Here is a 14,432-nt window from a genome sequence, read left to right as displayed (position 1 = left end):
CCATGACCAGCACTCACCAGGCAGACATCGGCGTCGGTATCATCGGCTGCGGATACTGGGGTCCCAATCTGATTCGCAACTTCAACCGCCATCCGCGCTGTCGTGTCGAGCGCGTGGCGGATATGCGCCGCGAGCGGGCGGAAGCCGTCGCGCGTGAATTTCATGTCCCCGCTGCCAACGACGATCCGGCATCGGTGATCGACGATCCGCGGGTGCGGCTGGTGGTGATCGCCACGCCGGCCGCGGCCCACTATCAGCTGGCCAAGCGCGCCCTGCTCGCCGGCAAACATGTGCTGGTGATGAAGCCGTTCACCACGAGCGCCGAGCACGCCGAGGAACTCATCGCCCTGGCCGACCGCCAGGGGCTCGTGTGCGCCGTGGACCACACGTTCGTGTACACGGGCGCCGTGCAGAAGATGTACGACACCCTGCACGATGGATCGATGGGGGAACTCTTCTACATCGACAGCGTGCGCATCAACCTCGGCCTCTTCCAGAGCGACGTGAACGTGCTCTGGGATCTCGCGCCACACGATCTCAGCATCATCGACTATCTGCTCGATGGACAGGATCCCGTGTCGGTGCACTGCCTGGGTGCCACGCACGCCGGCGGCTCGCAGGAGAACATTGCGTATCTCACCGTGACCTATCCGGGCAACGTGCTGGCGCATGTGCACGTGAACTGGCTGGCCCCGGCCAAGGTGCGACGCACCATCGTCGGGGGGTCGCAACGCATGATCGTGTACGACGACGTGGAACCGTCGGAGAAGGTGCGCATCTACGACCGCGGGGTCTCCATCAAGGCCGAGCTGACACCGGGTGAGGTGTACCAGCAGTTCGTGAGCTATCGACAGGGCGACATGCTCGTCCCGCAGCTCAGCGGCCGTGAAGCACTGGCCGTGGAAGTGGAACATCTCGTGGACTGCATCCACAACGGTGGCACGCCGCGCAGCGATGGACGGGCCGGCCTTCGTGTCGTGCGCATTCTCGAGGAGGCGCAACGTCAGCTCTCCCGCGTCCGTGAACTCCAGAATGAATTCCCGCTCACCGGTGCAGTGACCATGCGAGGGGCCGCCTGATGTCCGCCATCCTGATGCCGAATGCCGCGCCAACATCCGCGGACACCCTCACCGACACGACGCCCATCCCGTTTCTCGATCTCGTCGAACCGCATCGCGAACGGGAAGAGGAGTTCGTGGCCGCGTTCCGCCGTGCGCTGCGTTCGGCGGCATTCGTGGGTGGCCCGGAAGTGGAAGGATTCGAACGCGAGTTCGCCGTCTATGTCGGCACGCAGCATGCCATCGGTGTGGCCAATGGCACCGACTCGCTGCGCTTCATCTTTCTGTCGCTGGGTCTCGAGCCCGGTGATGAAGTCATCACCGCTTCGCATACGTTCATCGCCACATCGGAAGCGATCACGCAGGCCGGTGGAAAGCCGGTGTTCGTGGATATCGATCCGGTCACGATGACACTCGATCCCGCGGCCGTTGCCGCGGCCATCGGCCCCCGCACGGTGGGCATCGTTCCGGTGCATCTCTATGGGCAGCCGGCCGACATGGATCCGCTGCTCGCCCTCGCGGCGCAGCATGGATTGTGGGTCGTGGAAGACGCCGCCCAGGCCCATGGGGCGCGGTATCGCGGTCGTTCGGCCGGCACGATGGGCGTGGCTGGTTCCTTCTCCTTCTATCCTGGCAAGAACCTGGGTTCGGTGGGCGAAGGTGGTGCGGTGACCACCAATGATCCGCGCATCGTCGAAGGCGTGCGCCGGCTGCGCGAACACGGCCAGCGCGAGAAGTACGTGCACGTGAGCGAGGGATACAATGGACGCCTGCATGCCATCCAGGCCGCGGTGTTGCGCATCAAGCTGCAGGACCTCGATGCGGCTACGGCCGGACGGCAGCGTGTTGCGCGCTGGTATCAGGAGGCGCTTGGCGATCTCGCCGATCTCGACCTGCCGCAGACGGCGCCATGGGCCGAGCATGTGTGGCATCTGTATGTCGTGCGCACACCGGCACGGGAGGCGCTGCGTCAAGCACTGACCTCGGCGCGCATCGGCTGCGGCCTGCACTATCCCATTCCGCTGCATCGCCAGGAAGCGTACGCGTCGCTCGGCTATGCCGAAGGATCGCTGCCGGTGACGGAACGTGTGGCGTCTTCGCTGCTCAGTCTGCCCATGTTCCCCACGTTGACCGAAGCCCAGGTGGGCCGTGTCGCGGACACCGTGCGCCGTTTCTTCGGTCGCTGAACCAGTGAGTCCCGGACGTCCATCGCCCATGCCCACGCGTCGCCACGTCGTGCTGTGCACGGGCGTCAGCAGTTACAACGTGCTGTCGTATCTGTCCACGGATCTGGCGCGCGCTTTTGCGCGGGCCGGATGGACCGCCGAGGTACTGGATCTGTCGCGTCTGGCAACACCGACCGAACTGCGGCGCGTCGTCATGGAAGATCGCACGGCGTTCTTCTGTGGGTACTCCGGGTACGGCTCCAACATCGTGGGCGCGAACGGACAGCTGGCGTACGACGCTCTCGGCGTGCCGTACGTCGGGCTCATGCTGGACAGTCCGTGTTACTACCCGTCGCGCCACGAAACACGCTCGGCGCAGACGATCTTCCTGCACGGCGACGATGGCCATCATGATGTCTCGATGGCCATTTCTCCCGCCGGGAGTCATCGTGGGTTGTTCCGTCTGGCCGTGGCATCCTGGACCGATGAAGTGCTGCCGCTCGCACGTCGTGAGCAGACGGTGCTATTTGCCAGCAAGGGCGGTGATCCTGAGCGGTACGCATCGATGCTGCGCGGTACGGTCGACGCGAAAGGTCTCCGGTTCATCTTCTCGCTGGCCGATGCCCTGCAGAGCACAAGCGGGCCATCGCGCGTGTGGGATGTAGCCACCGCGCTCGCACCGGATGCGGTGTTCGATGCACGCTGGCATGCACTGGTCGCACACGCCGATCATCTCGCGCGCATCCGTCATGCCACGGCCGTGGCGCAGGCCCTGTTGCCGCTGCCGGTGACCTTTGTCGGCGGCGAATGGCACCATCTCGAAGCGCCATCGGGTGGCGCCACGTTCCTTCCGGGCATGCAGTTGCCGGATGTGCGTCGCCGCATGGCGGCGTCGGCGTTCGTGCTCAACGTGCAACCCGGCACCACCGATTCGGTGCATGACCGGTTCCTGCTGGGCCTCCATGCAGGCGCCGGCGTCATCTCCGACAGCAACGGTTTCATCGACGCACACGTGGGCCGTGAACGCTTCGTGTGCTGGAACGGCCAGCCCGACACCATCGCGGATGTTGTGGCCGACACGCTGCGTCACGCACGCACGCCGGCCATGCAGGAGCGCGCCACGCAGGGCCTGCTGCGTGCCCGCGAACGCTTCGATCTGGACACCCTCGTGCGACACCTCGGTGCCGTCGTCGACGCTCATCGTCTCGGTCGTCCGTTTCCACACCCCGATGTGTTGCCGACCGCGGAACGCGCGGCCTGACGGCATCGTCCTCAATTCTCCGCATGTCACACGAAGCCGCTTCGAAGTGCGCCACGACCGCTGACGGGATCGCCGATATCGCGAGCTGGTTCCGCAATGGACAGGACTGGCCCCTGGTGGCGCCGGCGCCACGTGCGGACTGGCTGACGCTGTTGCGCAGCGCACGCGAGCAACTGTGTGCCGCACTCGGCCAGTGCACGAGAGACGACGTGGAGACCGTTCTGCGTGCGGGGCTCTTCCATCGCCCTGACGCCCCCTCACAAACGGGACTGGTGTTCGATCGGACCGCCGCCGCGGAGAAGCGCATCGCCTCGGCGCGGGAGATCATGGCCACGGGATGGACTCATCCCATGGCCATGCACGCCTTCGTGATCGCCGTGCTCGACACCCAGCCGTGGGAAATGCCCATCATGCGGGATCTGCACGGCTGTCCCGAACATGTCATGGAGCGGTATTTCGCCTGGTTGTTCGTGCGGCCGGTGTACCGGGCGATGGGCGACGATGCCCGCTACGTGGAATGGCTGACGCAGATGCTGGACTGGTTGCGGGATCAGGTGCGCAACCGTGCGCTCCGTTCGCGTCTCGCCACCATCGTGAACGTAGTCATCCGACATCTCGACATCGGCATGGTCATCTACTCCGATGTGTCCGTCCGTGCGGTCCTCGATGCGCGCGCCCGGCTCATCGAGGCGATGACCACGGAAATCGAGACCCTGCGTGGCAGTGGGAGCGGTCCGGCGGCGGTACGGCCGGCCGGCCGGCGCATCCGTCTGGGTGTGCTGCTGCGCACCATCCTCAGGCACCCGGATCCGGTGGCGTTCTGTTCACAGTTCGAACACTTCGACCAGGACCGCTACGAGATCATCGTCTATTCACAGGATCTCGTGGACCGGCAGTGTGAGCACGACATCACGTTGTATCAGCGCCTGTTCCGTTTCGTGAGTGCCGTGCGCACGCTGAATGGTCTCAATGTACGCGAGATGATCGACCGGATTCACGCCGACGATCTCGATGTGTTCGTCTATTCGTATGCCGCCACCATCGGTGCATCACCCACGGATCTCCTGGTGCATTCGCGTCTCGCCCGGGTGCAGGTCCTGATGAACAGCTACGTGCCGATGTCCACCGGATTCTCCAGCTTCACGCATGTCGCCACGGTGACGCCGCACCCGGACGCGCGTGCCTCGCTGCTGAGTGAGTGCCGGGAGCGTCTGGCGGAAATCCCGCGGGTGCTGCTCAGCTACCTGCCGTTCGTGCCGCAACCGCCCATTCGCCGGATCGACCGGGCGGCGTTGCGCATTCCGGCCAATGCGACGGTGCTGTACAACGGGGGCGCCGTGGACAAGATCGTGCCGGTGCAGCTCGATGCCTGGATCCGCGCGCTGGCCAGGATTCCGGGAGGTTATCTGGTGCTGGCCCCATTCAATCCGGGATGGTCCGGCGTGAAGGGCGCCATCAATCTCGCGGGGCTCATCGAATCGATGTGTCGGGCGCATCGGGTCGATCCGCGTCGTGTCGTCGTGTTGCGCGAACTCTCGCCGCGCGATACACATCAGCTCTACGAGATGGCGACGGTGTACCTGGGGACCTTCCCGCATGGCAGCTCCACCTCGGTGGCGCTGGCGATGCAGGCCGGTGTTCCCGCCGTGACCCGACGGTCTCCCTGGCTGCGTGGCACAGGCGACGCGAGCATCGTGCAATCGATCGGTCTCGATGAACTGGTCGCCGCCGATGCCGATGCATATGTGGATCTCACGGTCCGACTGGCCACCGATGCCGCGTATCACACCAGTGTCTGCGCGAAGATCCGCGATGCGCTGCCCCAGGCGCCATTCCTCGCCTCACGCGAATACGGCGTGGCGTTGCAGAGCCTGTTCGACGATCTGGCGGAGGAAGGGTTCGGATTTCCGAAGCCCGTGAGCGCCGGGTTAGAGCGCCCCGCAGCGTAGACAGAAAACGGCGGCGCAAAGGGGACCACTATTGATCTCCTTCCTGACCAGCTCCCTCCTGCTTCCTCTTGATACCCATGACGCCGTGGCGTCGAGACTGTCCGAATGACGGGTGTGCGTCATCCGGAGAGCACCGACTCCACGGCGTCAATATTTCAAGAGGAAGCAGGAGGGAGCTGGTCAGGGAGGAGATCGATAGGAAGCGCCGGTGGCACTCTCCGGATTCTGCTCACCCCAACGAGACACCGCCCTCCTGCAGCGGATAGCGTCCCAGGTCCGCGAGTTTCTGCAGCTCGTGCGATTCATCGCGGCTCACCACCTGGGCGGCGAGTCGACGCGTGATGTTGAAGACGATCGGCGCGCGCATGTTGGCGGTGGGCGCGACGCCCGGAATGTCGGGCAGTGTCAGCATCACGAGGGCCAGCGCATCCGAGGGCGTCGCCAGTTGCAGCTCGTTCTTCTCACGTTCGCCCAGATCGATCGCGTAGTCGGGATCGAGCATGAACGGATCGGCCAGCACGAACGTCGTGGCATCGGCATTCGGCGCGATGAGCCACCAGAGTCCCTGACGCGCGGCGGGAAGCAGGGCATACCGCGTGATCTTCTCGAATCCGAAGAGTCCACCCGTGGGGAACGTCATCATCGCGTCCTCGGCAACCTCGATGGTTCCGAAGTGATGCGTGATCGACACCATCCCGCGCGACTCGTTCATGACAGCCAGTCCCATGTGATGTGATTTACAGATAGTTGGCGAGGCTCAATCCGAGAACACGCGACGTCGCGCTCATGGCGGCCTGATACAGCGTCTGCTTGCCCACCAGATCGACCAGGGCCTTGTCGACTTCGGTGTCGCGCAGATCGGAGCGGAAGGCTTTCAGATTCAGCGCCATCGTCTCGAGATTGAGCTTGGCGTCTTCCATCTCGTTGACCCGCGCGCCCTGCGTGCCGATGAGCGTCTGCACTTTGCTGTTCGCGTCGTTCAGCCGCGTGGCCGAGGCCTGGATGGCGGCGGTATCGTCGTCGGCGAGGGCCTTGGACAGATCGCGCAGCGCATCAAGGGCGTCGGTGTCGATGAACACCTGCGTCGCATTGTGATTCGGCGTGATGAACTTGTTGTCGCCGATCTCGAGCGTCATGTTGCCGGTGGGATTCACCGGATTGCCATTCAGTTCGAGTCGGGAGAAGCTGCCGGTGGCCGGCGTCGGATCGAAGAAGGGCGCTTCGTTGGCGCGATTGCCGCCGAAGAGATACTCGTCGCCGAACCGTGTGTTGCCCAGCGACGCGGCGAGATTGAGCAGCTGATCGATCTCGGATTTGGTGATGGTGCGCGTCTGCGCGGTCGCGGTGCCGCCGATCTGACCGAGCGCGAGCTCCGACGCGCGTGTGAGCGCATTCGTGAGCTGATTGAGCGCACCTTCTTCCGCTTCGGCCCGGGCGACGCCCGAATCGGCGTTGCGCTTGAACTGCGTGAGCGCGCGCATCGAACTGCCGATACGAACGAGCTCACCGCCGCTGGTCGCATCATCGGAGATCTTCCGGATGCGCACGCCGGACGCAATATCCTCGCGCAATCGATCGATCCCCTGCAGACCGACCTGCAGACGGAGCTTGCTGTTGGTGGTGATGATCGAGTTGGTGACGCGCATCGGAGCCGGGCCGGGCCGGATCGGTCGTCCACGGAAGCGGACGTCCTGCCGGCGGAGTCTTCTATACGAAGGAGTATCGGAACGCATCCGTCGGCCTTGAGCGGCCTCGAGTCGGCCCGGGTGACCTCGGGAGCGGCTGTCGACCGGCCGTCGTCCGCCGGATCACGACGCGGGCACAGAGGCTTTCGCGTTTTGTGATCCATGCGGCTATTTTTGCCGGGTGCGTCTCCGAGAAAGACGCACGGACGCCCGATGCGTCACCCGGCAGGCACGAGCCACACGCTGCCGGCGAACCTGTTTCCCGCCCGCCTGCGCCGCATGGCCACGATCCTGTACGTCGATGACGAAGCCGCGGTCGGCCTGATTCTGGAGGATACCCTCTCCCAGGCCGGTCACACGCCCGTCGGCGCCCGGAGCGTCCCGGAGGCGCTGCAGGTGCTCGAACGGGGCGGGATCGATCTCATCATTTCCGACTACCGCATGCCGGGACTCACGGGGCTGGAGTTCATCCAGCTCCTGACCCGCGAGGGGTATGACATCCCCCTCATCATGCTGACCGGCCACGCCAGCATCGAACACGCGGTGGCGTCGATCAAGGCCGGCGCGATCGACTACATCACCAAGCCGGTGCGTCCACAGCAGCTCGAGCTGGCCGTGGACCAGGCCCTCGAATTCGTGCGCCTCCGGCGGGAGAACGAGGCCCTCCGCAAGGAGGTCATGCAGTTCCGGAACGAGCGGCAGATCATCGGCGACTCGCCAGTCGTGCGGCGCATTCTGCAGACCGTCTCCATGGCGGCCCCCACACGCGCGACCGTGCTGCTGCAGGGCGAATCGGGCACGGGCAAGGAGCTCTTCGCCCGCGCCATTCACGATCAGAGCGAGCGGCGCGACAAGCCGTTCATCAAGCTCAACTGCGCCGCCCTTCCGGAAGGGCTGGTGGAATCGGCGCTGTTCGGGCACGAGAAGGGGGCGTTCACCGGGGCGATCAAGCGCGTGGAAGGCGCCTTCGAGCGGGCCAACCGCGGGACGCTCCTGCTGGACGAAATCTCGGAGATGCGTCTCGACCTGCAGGCCAAGCTGCTGCGGGTCCTGCAGGAACAGGAATTCGAACGGGTTGGTGGAACTACCCCCATCAAGGTGGACGTCCGTATCGTCGCGACCACCAATCGCGACCTGGCCATGGAAGCCGATCACGGGACCTTCCGGCAGGACCTCTACTATAGGTTGTCCACCATCCCGGTTCTGATTCCGCCGCTGCGCGACCGCCCCGAGGACATCCCCGTGCTGGCGCTCCGGTTTGCCATGCGGACCGCCGCCGAGATCGGCAAGAAGATCGAAGGACTTTCGCAGGACGCCCTCGAAGCGTTGCAGCAGTACCCCTGGCCCGGCAATGTCCGCGAGCTCCAGCATGTGATCGAACGTGCGGTCATCCTGACTCCCGATCCCATCATCCAGCCCCATTGCCTCGAAGGGACCCGATTCGGCCTGGCCCATTCGCTGGGCGCGCCGAATATGCGGCCGCGCGCCATCGCCACACCTGGCGCCAGCCCCGTGCTCGCGGTGAGCGGAGCGGCCGCCGCACCCGGCGCGGGTTCCGGAGCGACGCCAACACCGGCCAATGGCGCCATCGCGCTCAGCTCGCTCAATGTGGCGGAAGCCGAGCGGGTCCTCATTCAGCATGCGCTGGCAGCTGCCGATAATAATCGAACGAAGGCCGCCGACCTGCTGGGGATCAGCGTACGCACCCTGCGCAACAAGCTGAACGGTCCGGGCAGCAACTCCGGCCGCGACGGCGACGAAGACTGAGAAGACTGACGAAGGCGCTTCTCCGGAAGCTCACCGCAGGCAACAGCGGCATCTCTTGCCGCTTTCCACGGTTTTTCCGCGTCGGCGATCACACGGCAACTTGGGTCACATGGTGACCGGCATCTTTTTCCTGATTTCCCGCAATTTCCAATGATCCGGATGGAAGGATAACCAGCGGCGGGCGCATCGCTGGTTCCTTGTAACCTCTTACAAATAAATGTTTTACATACACTCGGCGGGTCCGGGTCTCCGTTCACGGATGATCTGGCCCGCCCATTGCTTTTACTGGCACCGGACAGTTCCCCCTTTCTCCGGTACCCATGAAACTCTTCGGACTCATCGAACGCACGACGTCGGCGTCGCCACTCAAGGCGGCGCTGGACAAGAGCGTGGACCGTTCGCGAGGGATCGCCGACCGCGTCTCCAAGGCGACGCTGGGCAATGGCGATGGCTTCGCCCTGGAAGCGAAGACCGGGAACGCACAGGCCAACGTCGCCGCGGTCAATGTGGAAGACGAAATGGTGGCCCTGGCGGATGAGCAGCTCCGCTTCCTCGCCACCTCACGCCTGCTGGAAAAGACCTACCAGAGCCTGCGCACCGCCATCAAGGGTGGAGGCGCCGCCTGATGCCCGTGAATCCATCGCGTCCGCTCGCGCTGCTCCCCATTCCGGGACAGTCGCCCGTACGCCCCATGTTCAAATCCATGGGCATCGCGGCCAGCGGCATCTCCGCACAGCGGCAGCGCATGGAAACCATCGCGCAGAACATCGCCAACGCCGACGTCACCCGCGGCACCGATGGCACGCCGTACAAGCGTCGCGAGGTGGTCCTCGAATCGGCCACCGCGCAGAACGCACTGTTCAATCCCGGCAACATCACCGCGCGGACGATGGGCAACCAGAACGTCGCGGGTGCACCGGCCTTCGAAGTGCCCATCACCGATACCGCCCGGACGTTCACCGTGCCCGTCCTGCCGGTCACCGGCGGCGTGGATGGTGTGATGGGTGGTGAATACGGCGTGCGGGTGGCCGGTGTGGCGGAAGACCAGGGCGAGGGCCGTCTCGTGTACGAGCCAGGCCACCCCGATGCCGACGCCAACGGCTACGTGCGCTATCCCGACATCGACACCACGCAGGAGCTCGTGAAGCTCATGGACGCCAAGCGCATCTACGAAGCCAACGCCGCCGTCTTCCAGACGGCCAAATCGATGCTTCGCGCCGCGCTCGACATCTGAACACATGAACACGTCTGAACACCTCGATCTATCGCCTGCATGACGCGGCGGGTCCGGGAATCGGTGTGAGGTCATCCTCTTCCTCCTCCTTCTCCTCTCCGACAGCACATCGGTTCCCGGCCCGCTGCCTCACTTCCTGCGTCACTCTCCGTTTCACTCGCATCACACGCGTCACGCGCTGACAACACCATGAGCGTCAACGGCATCAACCACACCAGTCCTCTCGCCAATCTCGGTTCGCTCACCCGCGCCGAGTCGAATCGGGCGCAGCAGAACGGACAGACGGGCACGGCGCAGCAGGCCGGTCAGCAGGCTCGTGCCGCGCAGGCCGCGACGCTCAAGCCGCAGACGCCCATCGCGGGACAGGCGGCCTCCACGCAGAGCAGCGTGCCTGCCGAAGCACCGGCCGGCACCGATCCGACGCTCTGGAGCGTGCTCACGAGCGAAGAGCGGAACTTCTTCGCGAAGACCGCTGCGCTCGGCCCCCTCACATACAGCCGCATCAAGGCCGCCACGCAGCCCGCACCGCCCGCCGCGCGCGGCGTGCGTCTCGACGTGCGCGCCTGATCGATCCCCGACGTTCCGTCTTCCCCTCCGCTTCCTTCGCGCTCATGCAGACTCGTATCGATCTGATCACCCGCAACCTGCCGCAGTTCGGTCAGGATCGCGGTCCGACGACGCCGGTCCCTGTGGGCACGGGCGAAAACTCCTTCGGCAACACCCTCACGCGTGCGATCAATGAAGTCTCCGATGCGCGTGATCGCGCCGGCGATCTCACGCAGCGCTTCGCCAACGGCGAAAACGTCGAACTGCATCAGGTGATGGCGGCTTCCGAAGAAGCCGGTATCGCACTCGACATGCTCATCGAACTCCGGAACAAGGTCATCGAGGCCTACCGGAGCGTCATCAGCATGCAGTCGTAAGCAGACGCCTCCCTCGTCGCCTTCGCGTCGCTCTCCTCCTCCATGAACTCTCTGCTCGAATCCCTCACCGGCCGACTCGGCGGCGCCCGTCAGGCGATGATCATCGCCGTGGGTGTCCTCGTGACCGCGGCGGTGTTCGGTGTCTCCCGCTGGGCCACCAAGCCCACGATGATCCCGCTCTACGCCGACGTTCCGGTGGAGCAGGTGAAGGCGATGACCGACAAGCTCACCGAGTCGGGCATCCCGTACGAACTCGATCGCACCGGCTCCACCATCATGGTGCAGAGCGCCGATCTGGCGCGTGCCCGCGTGGATCTGGCGGCCGGCGACGTGCCGAACGCCGGCCGCCCCGGTCTCGAACTGTTCGACAAGCCGACCTGGGGCATGACGGACTTCACCCAGAAGGTGAACTACCGTCGCGCGCTGGAAGGAGAACTCGAGCGCACCATCGGCAAGATGAAGGACGTGAAGAGCGTGAAAGTGCACCTCGCCATCGAGGACGATCAGCTCTTCAAGCAGAACGAACGGCCCTCCAAGGCCTCCGTGACGCTGTCGATGAACAACGGCAGCATCCCGCGCGCCGAAACCGTGCACGGCATCGCGAATCTCGTCGCATCGAGTGTGGGCGGTCTCGAACCCGATCACGTCACCATCGTGGACGAGCGCGGCGAGGCGCTCACCATGCAGGACGATGGATCGCTGGCCGGTCTCACGAGCCGGCAACTCGCCGTGCAGCGCGAAACCGAGCAGTATCTCGAGCAGAAGGCCGACAAGCTGCTGTCGAGTCTCGTCGGTACGGGCAATGCACGTGTGCAGGTGTCGGCGTCGATGAACTTCGACAAGGTCGAGCGCACCGTGCAGGCGGTCGATCCCGAACGGCAGGCCATCGCCACCGAACAGAAGGCCGAGGTGACGCCGAGTACGCCACAGCAGGGCGCCGGGTACAGCACCACGGCCACGTCGTACGAGAACACCCACAGCGTCGAGAACTTCACGGGCGCGGTCGGCAACATCAAGAAGCTCACGGTGGCGGTCCTGGTGGCCGATCGTGTCACGCAGGTCGCGCCGGCGATGCCCGCGGTCGCGGATTCTACCGCCGCTGCCGTCGCACCTACCATCACCCCGCGCACGAGTGACGAACTCACGCGCATCGAATCGCTGGTGCGCAATGCCCTCGGTGTGGATTCCGCCCGCGGCGACATGATCTCGGTGGTGAGCGCGCCGTTCGACATGCCGCTGCCGGTCGTCGCCGTGAAGGATTCGACGCCCGCCCCCACGGATCTGCTGGGGCGCATCCAGAGCAACCCCAAGCCCGTGGTCGCGATCGCGGCGTTGGTGGTGCTGCTCGTTCTGGCCCTGGTCACCGTGATTCTGCTGCGTCCCAAGAAGCAGATCGTCGAGGTGCCGGCGGCGCTGTCCGCCGCGGGCACACTGCCGGAGCTGCCCGCCAGCACGCAGATGCAGCAGGCCATGCAGGACGTGGATGAAGAGTATCTCGATCAGCAGGCGCTCCTCGAAGAGCAGCGTCGCCACATCGTGCTGCCGCCGCCGCCGACCACGCCGGAGCGTGAACAGGCCATCGCGACGGTCGATCAGCGTCCCGACGCCGCGATTCGCGTCGTCCGCACCTGGTTGCGTCAATGAGCGCCGGCGGTTCCGCGGTCGCCCTGTCGCGCAATGCCGGCAGCTCCGATCGGTACGCACCCGACCGTCTCACGGGTCGACAGAAGGTGGCCATTCTCTGCATGGCCATCGGCGCCGAACATGCCGCCAAGATCACCGGCGGCCTGCATCCCGAAGAAGCGGAAATCGTCGCGCTCGAGATGGCGCAGCTCGATCGGGTTCCGCAGCCCACGATCGATGCGGTGCTTCTGGAGTGGCTCGAGATCACCCTCGGGGTGGACTCCCTCACCACGGGTGGTGTGGAGTTCGCCAAGGATGTTCTCGAAAAGGCATTCGGTCCGGCCAAGGCCCAGCAGATCCTCAAGCGCATCCAGGGTCAGCTCGCCGACAGCGATCGTTTCGGTCGCCTGCGTCGCGCCGATCCGCAGCAGTTGGGCAATACACTGCGCGGCGAACATCCGCAGACCATCGCGCTCATTCTGGCGCATCTCGACCCGGCGCACGTGGCCGCGATCATCCGCGAATTCGATCCGGCGCTGGGCGGTGAGGTCATGTTCCGCATCGCGCGCATGGAGAAGGTTTCCCCGGAGATGATCTCCCTCGTGGAGCGCGCCATCGGGAACGAAGCGGATCTCGCGTTCTCGCAGGGCATGTCGAGTGTGGGCGGTCCGGCGGCCGTGGCCGCGGTGCTCAACCTCGTCAGTTCCTCGCTCGAGAAGGAAGTGCTCGATCTCGTGGCCGAGAAGGATCCGCATCTCAGCGATCAGATCAAGAACCTCATGTTCGTCTTCGAGGATCTGGCTTCGCTCGACGACAAGTCGCTGCAGCGCCTGCTGCGCGAGGTGGACGTCAAGCAGCTGGCGCTGGCCCTCAAGGCGGCGAGCCCCGATCTCAAGCAGAAGATCATGGGTACCATGTCGCAGCGCGCCGTGGCGGGTCTCAAGGAGGAGATGGAGTTCCTCGGTCCGGTCAAGATGCGCGATGTCGAAGCGGCGCAGACGGATATCGTCTCGAAGGTGCGCGCGCTCGAGGAAACGGGGGAGATCGTGCTGAGTGCGGGTACCGACGATGTCATCGTCTGAGCGCGCGCCCATGCACGCCACACCCTGGGCACTCGACGAATTCCCGGTCGTCGACATCTTCGCGGACGCCGTGTCGATGTCGCCGACGGAACCGGTGTCACCGGCCGCGTCGAGCATCTCGCTGGAACATCTCGAAGCCGATTTTGCCGTGCGTCTCGCGGCCGAACGCGCCCGTATCGAAGCCGACGCGTATGCCCGCGGGCGCGCCGACGGCGAGCGAGCGGCACGCGCCACGCTCGAGGAAACGATCGCGCACACCACGGGCGCGCTGAACGAAGCGGTGCTTTCGGTGCAGATGCACGAAGCCCGCTGGCTGAGCAACGCCGAGGAGAACATCGCGGCCCTGGCCGTGCTCGTGGCCCGTCATGTGGTGCAACGGGAGATCGTCGGCGACCCCTCGTTCGTCAGCGATCTCGTCATCAAGGCGCTCACGCAGTATCCGGTGGACGAAGAGATCACCGTGCGCATGCACCCCGACGATCTGGCCGTCTGCCGTCCCGTACTCGATCAGGTGACGGGATCCGGCCTGGGGGCCGGTGTACGCACCCTGCGCTGGCTCCCCGATCCCAACATCCAGCGGGGCGGCTGTCTGACCGAAGGCCGCGAACGCATCATCGACGGCCGAGTCGATACGTCCCTCGAGCGTGCGTATCGCATGCTGGCGGGGATCCAGGCGTGACGGTG

At 65.2% G+C, this 14,432-nt stretch carries 14 protein-coding genes; 12 read left to right on the top strand and 2 right to left on the bottom strand.

The window, feature by feature from the left end; translation table 11 throughout:
• Positions 1 to 2 precede the first annotated feature (2 nt).
• From WG208_RS14115 to WG208_RS14100, 4 genes are read left to right on the top strand one after another with little or no spacing between them, the layout of a single operon-like run.
• Positions 3 to 1,079, top strand: coding sequence for a Gfo/Idh/MocA family oxidoreductase (locus WG208_RS14115; protein ID WP_337172019.1), 1,077 nt, complete (start codon positions 3 to 5; stop codon positions 1,077 to 1,079).
• Positions 1,079 to 2,245 (top strand): DegT/DnrJ/EryC1/StrS family aminotransferase, encoded by a 1,167-nt coding sequence (locus tag WG208_RS14110; RefSeq protein WP_337172018.1) that lies wholly within the window; start codon positions 1,079 to 1,081, stop codon positions 2,243 to 2,245. The genes WG208_RS14115 and WG208_RS14110 overlap by 1 nt, the downstream gene beginning before the upstream one ends.
• Before the next feature lie 28 nt (positions 2,246 to 2,273).
• Positions 2,274 to 3,485, top strand: coding sequence for a hypothetical protein (locus WG208_RS14105; protein WP_337172017.1), 1,212 nt, complete (start codon positions 2,274 to 2,276; stop codon positions 3,483 to 3,485).
• A 23-nt stretch (positions 3,486 to 3,508) separates the two neighbouring features.
• Positions 3,509 to 5,434 (top strand): hypothetical protein, encoded by a 1,926-nt coding sequence (locus tag WG208_RS14100; protein WP_337172016.1) that lies wholly within the window; start codon positions 3,509 to 3,511, stop codon positions 5,432 to 5,434.
• A 229-nt stretch (positions 5,435 to 5,663) separates the two neighbouring features.
• Here the strand turns inward: WG208_RS14100 and fliW are convergent, their stop codons facing one another.
• The gene (gene fliW / locus WG208_RS14095) at positions 5,664 to 6,146 is read right to left on the bottom strand and encodes a flagellar assembly protein FliW (protein ID WP_337172015.1); all 483 of its coding nucleotides are present in this window, start codon (positions 6,144 to 6,146) and stop codon (positions 5,664 to 5,666) included.
• 25 nt (positions 6,147 to 6,171) lie between these two features.
• Positions 6,172 to 7,080, bottom strand: a complete 909-nt coding sequence (locus tag WG208_RS14090; protein ID WP_337172014.1) for a flagellin — start codon at positions 7,078 to 7,080, stop codon at positions 6,172 to 6,174.
• Between the two features lie 252 nt (positions 7,081 to 7,332).
• Here WG208_RS14090 and WG208_RS14085 point away from each other — a divergent pair, with 252 nt between their 5' ends.
• The 8 genes from WG208_RS14085 (at position 7,333) to WG208_RS14050 (ending at position 14,427) form a co-directional block, all read left to right on the top strand.
• A complete protein-coding gene (locus WG208_RS14085) occupies positions 7,333 to 8,886 on the top strand; it encodes a sigma-54 dependent transcriptional regulator (protein ID WP_337172013.1) in 1,554 nt (517 codons plus the stop codon).
• Positions 8,887 to 9,206: 320 nt separating this feature from the next.
• The gene (locus WG208_RS14080; protein ID WP_337172012.1) at positions 9,207 to 9,512 is read left to right on the top strand and encodes a hypothetical protein; all 306 of its coding nucleotides are present in this window, start codon (positions 9,207 to 9,209) and stop codon (positions 9,510 to 9,512) included.
• On the top strand, positions 9,512 to 10,120 hold the full coding sequence (flgC, locus tag WG208_RS14075; protein WP_337172011.1) for a flagellar basal body rod protein FlgC: 609 nt from the start codon (positions 9,512 to 9,514) through the stop codon (positions 10,118 to 10,120). The genes WG208_RS14080 and flgC overlap by 1 nt, the downstream gene beginning before the upstream one ends.
• A 189-nt stretch (positions 10,121 to 10,309) precedes the next feature.
• Positions 10,310 to 10,687, top strand: a complete 378-nt coding sequence (locus WG208_RS14070) for a hypothetical protein (protein WP_337172010.1) — start codon at positions 10,310 to 10,312, stop codon at positions 10,685 to 10,687.
• Positions 10,688 to 10,731: 44 nt separating this feature from the next.
• Complete coding sequence (gene fliE, locus WG208_RS14065; RefSeq protein WP_337172009.1) at positions 10,732 to 11,043, top strand: flagellar hook-basal body complex protein FliE; 312 nt, start codon at positions 10,732 to 10,734, stop codon at positions 11,041 to 11,043.
• Between the two features lie 42 nt (positions 11,044 to 11,085).
• Positions 11,086 to 12,687: a flagellar basal-body MS-ring/collar protein FliF gene (fliF, locus tag WG208_RS14060; RefSeq protein ID WP_337172008.1), complete on the top strand. Its 1,602-nt coding sequence runs from the start codon at positions 11,086 to 11,088 to the stop codon at positions 12,685 to 12,687.
• The gene (fliG, locus tag WG208_RS14055) at positions 12,684 to 13,748 is read left to right on the top strand and encodes a flagellar motor switch protein FliG (protein WP_337172007.1); all 1,065 of its coding nucleotides are present in this window, start codon (positions 12,684 to 12,686) and stop codon (positions 13,746 to 13,748) included. Before fliF ends, fliG begins: the two co-directional genes overlap by 4 nt.
• Before the next feature lie 10 nt (positions 13,749 to 13,758).
• Positions 13,759 to 14,427 carry a FliH/SctL family protein gene (locus WG208_RS14050; protein ID WP_337172006.1) on the top strand — a complete coding sequence of 223 codons (669 nt, stop codon included), beginning with the start codon at positions 13,759 to 13,761 and terminating at the stop codon, positions 14,425 to 14,427.
• Positions 14,428 to 14,432: the final 5 nt, after the last annotated feature.

This window comes from Gemmatimonas aurantiaca, assembly GCF_037190085.1.
Taxonomy (GTDB): domain Bacteria; phylum Gemmatimonadota; class Gemmatimonadetes; order Gemmatimonadales; family Gemmatimonadaceae; genus Gemmatimonas; species Gemmatimonas aurantiaca_A.
The sequence above is the reverse complement of the archived record's forward strand: the minus strand, read 5'-3'. Positions and strand labels throughout refer to the sequence as shown.

Bases quoted from the DNA above. Each gene is read 5' to 3' on its own strand.
- flgC (WP_337172011.1), top strand. From the start codon at position 9,512: ATGCCCGTGAATCCATCGCGTCCGCTCGCGCTGCTCCCCATTCCGGGA.
- WG208_RS14050 (WP_337172006.1), top strand. From the start codon at position 13,759: ATGCACGCCACACCCTGGGCACTCGACGAATTCCCGGTCGTCGACATC.
- WG208_RS14080 (WP_337172012.1), top strand. From the start codon at position 9,207: ATGAAACTCTTCGGACTCATCGAACGCACGACGTCGGCGTCGCCACTC.
- WG208_RS14100 (WP_337172016.1), top strand. From the start codon at position 3,509: ATGTCACACGAAGCCGCTTCGAAGTGCGCCACGACCGCTGACGGGATC.
- fliE (WP_337172009.1), top strand. From the start codon at position 10,732: ATGCAGACTCGTATCGATCTGATCACCCGCAACCTGCCGCAGTTCGGT.
- fliW (WP_337172015.1), bottom strand. From the start codon at position 6,146: ATGAACGAGTCGCGCGGGATGGTGTCGATCACGCATCACTTCGGAACC.
- WG208_RS14085 (WP_337172013.1), top strand. From the start codon at position 7,333: ATGCGTCACCCGGCAGGCACGAGCCACACGCTGCCGGCGAACCTGTTT.
- WG208_RS14115 (WP_337172019.1), top strand. From the start codon at position 3: ATGACCAGCACTCACCAGGCAGACATCGGCGTCGGTATCATCGGCTGC.
- WG208_RS14090 (WP_337172014.1), bottom strand. From the start codon at position 7,080: ATGCGCGTCACCAACTCGATCATCACCACCAACAGCAAGCTCCGTCTG.
- WG208_RS14105 (WP_337172017.1), top strand. From the start codon at position 2,274: ATGCCCACGCGTCGCCACGTCGTGCTGTGCACGGGCGTCAGCAGTTAC.
- WG208_RS14110 (WP_337172018.1), top strand. From the start codon at position 1,079: ATGTCCGCCATCCTGATGCCGAATGCCGCGCCAACATCCGCGGACACC.
- WG208_RS14070 (WP_337172010.1), top strand. From the start codon at position 10,310: ATGAGCGTCAACGGCATCAACCACACCAGTCCTCTCGCCAATCTCGGT.
- fliF (WP_337172008.1), top strand. From the start codon at position 11,086: ATGAACTCTCTGCTCGAATCCCTCACCGGCCGACTCGGCGGCGCCCGT.
- fliG (WP_337172007.1), top strand. From the start codon at position 12,684: ATGAGCGCCGGCGGTTCCGCGGTCGCCCTGTCGCGCAATGCCGGCAGC.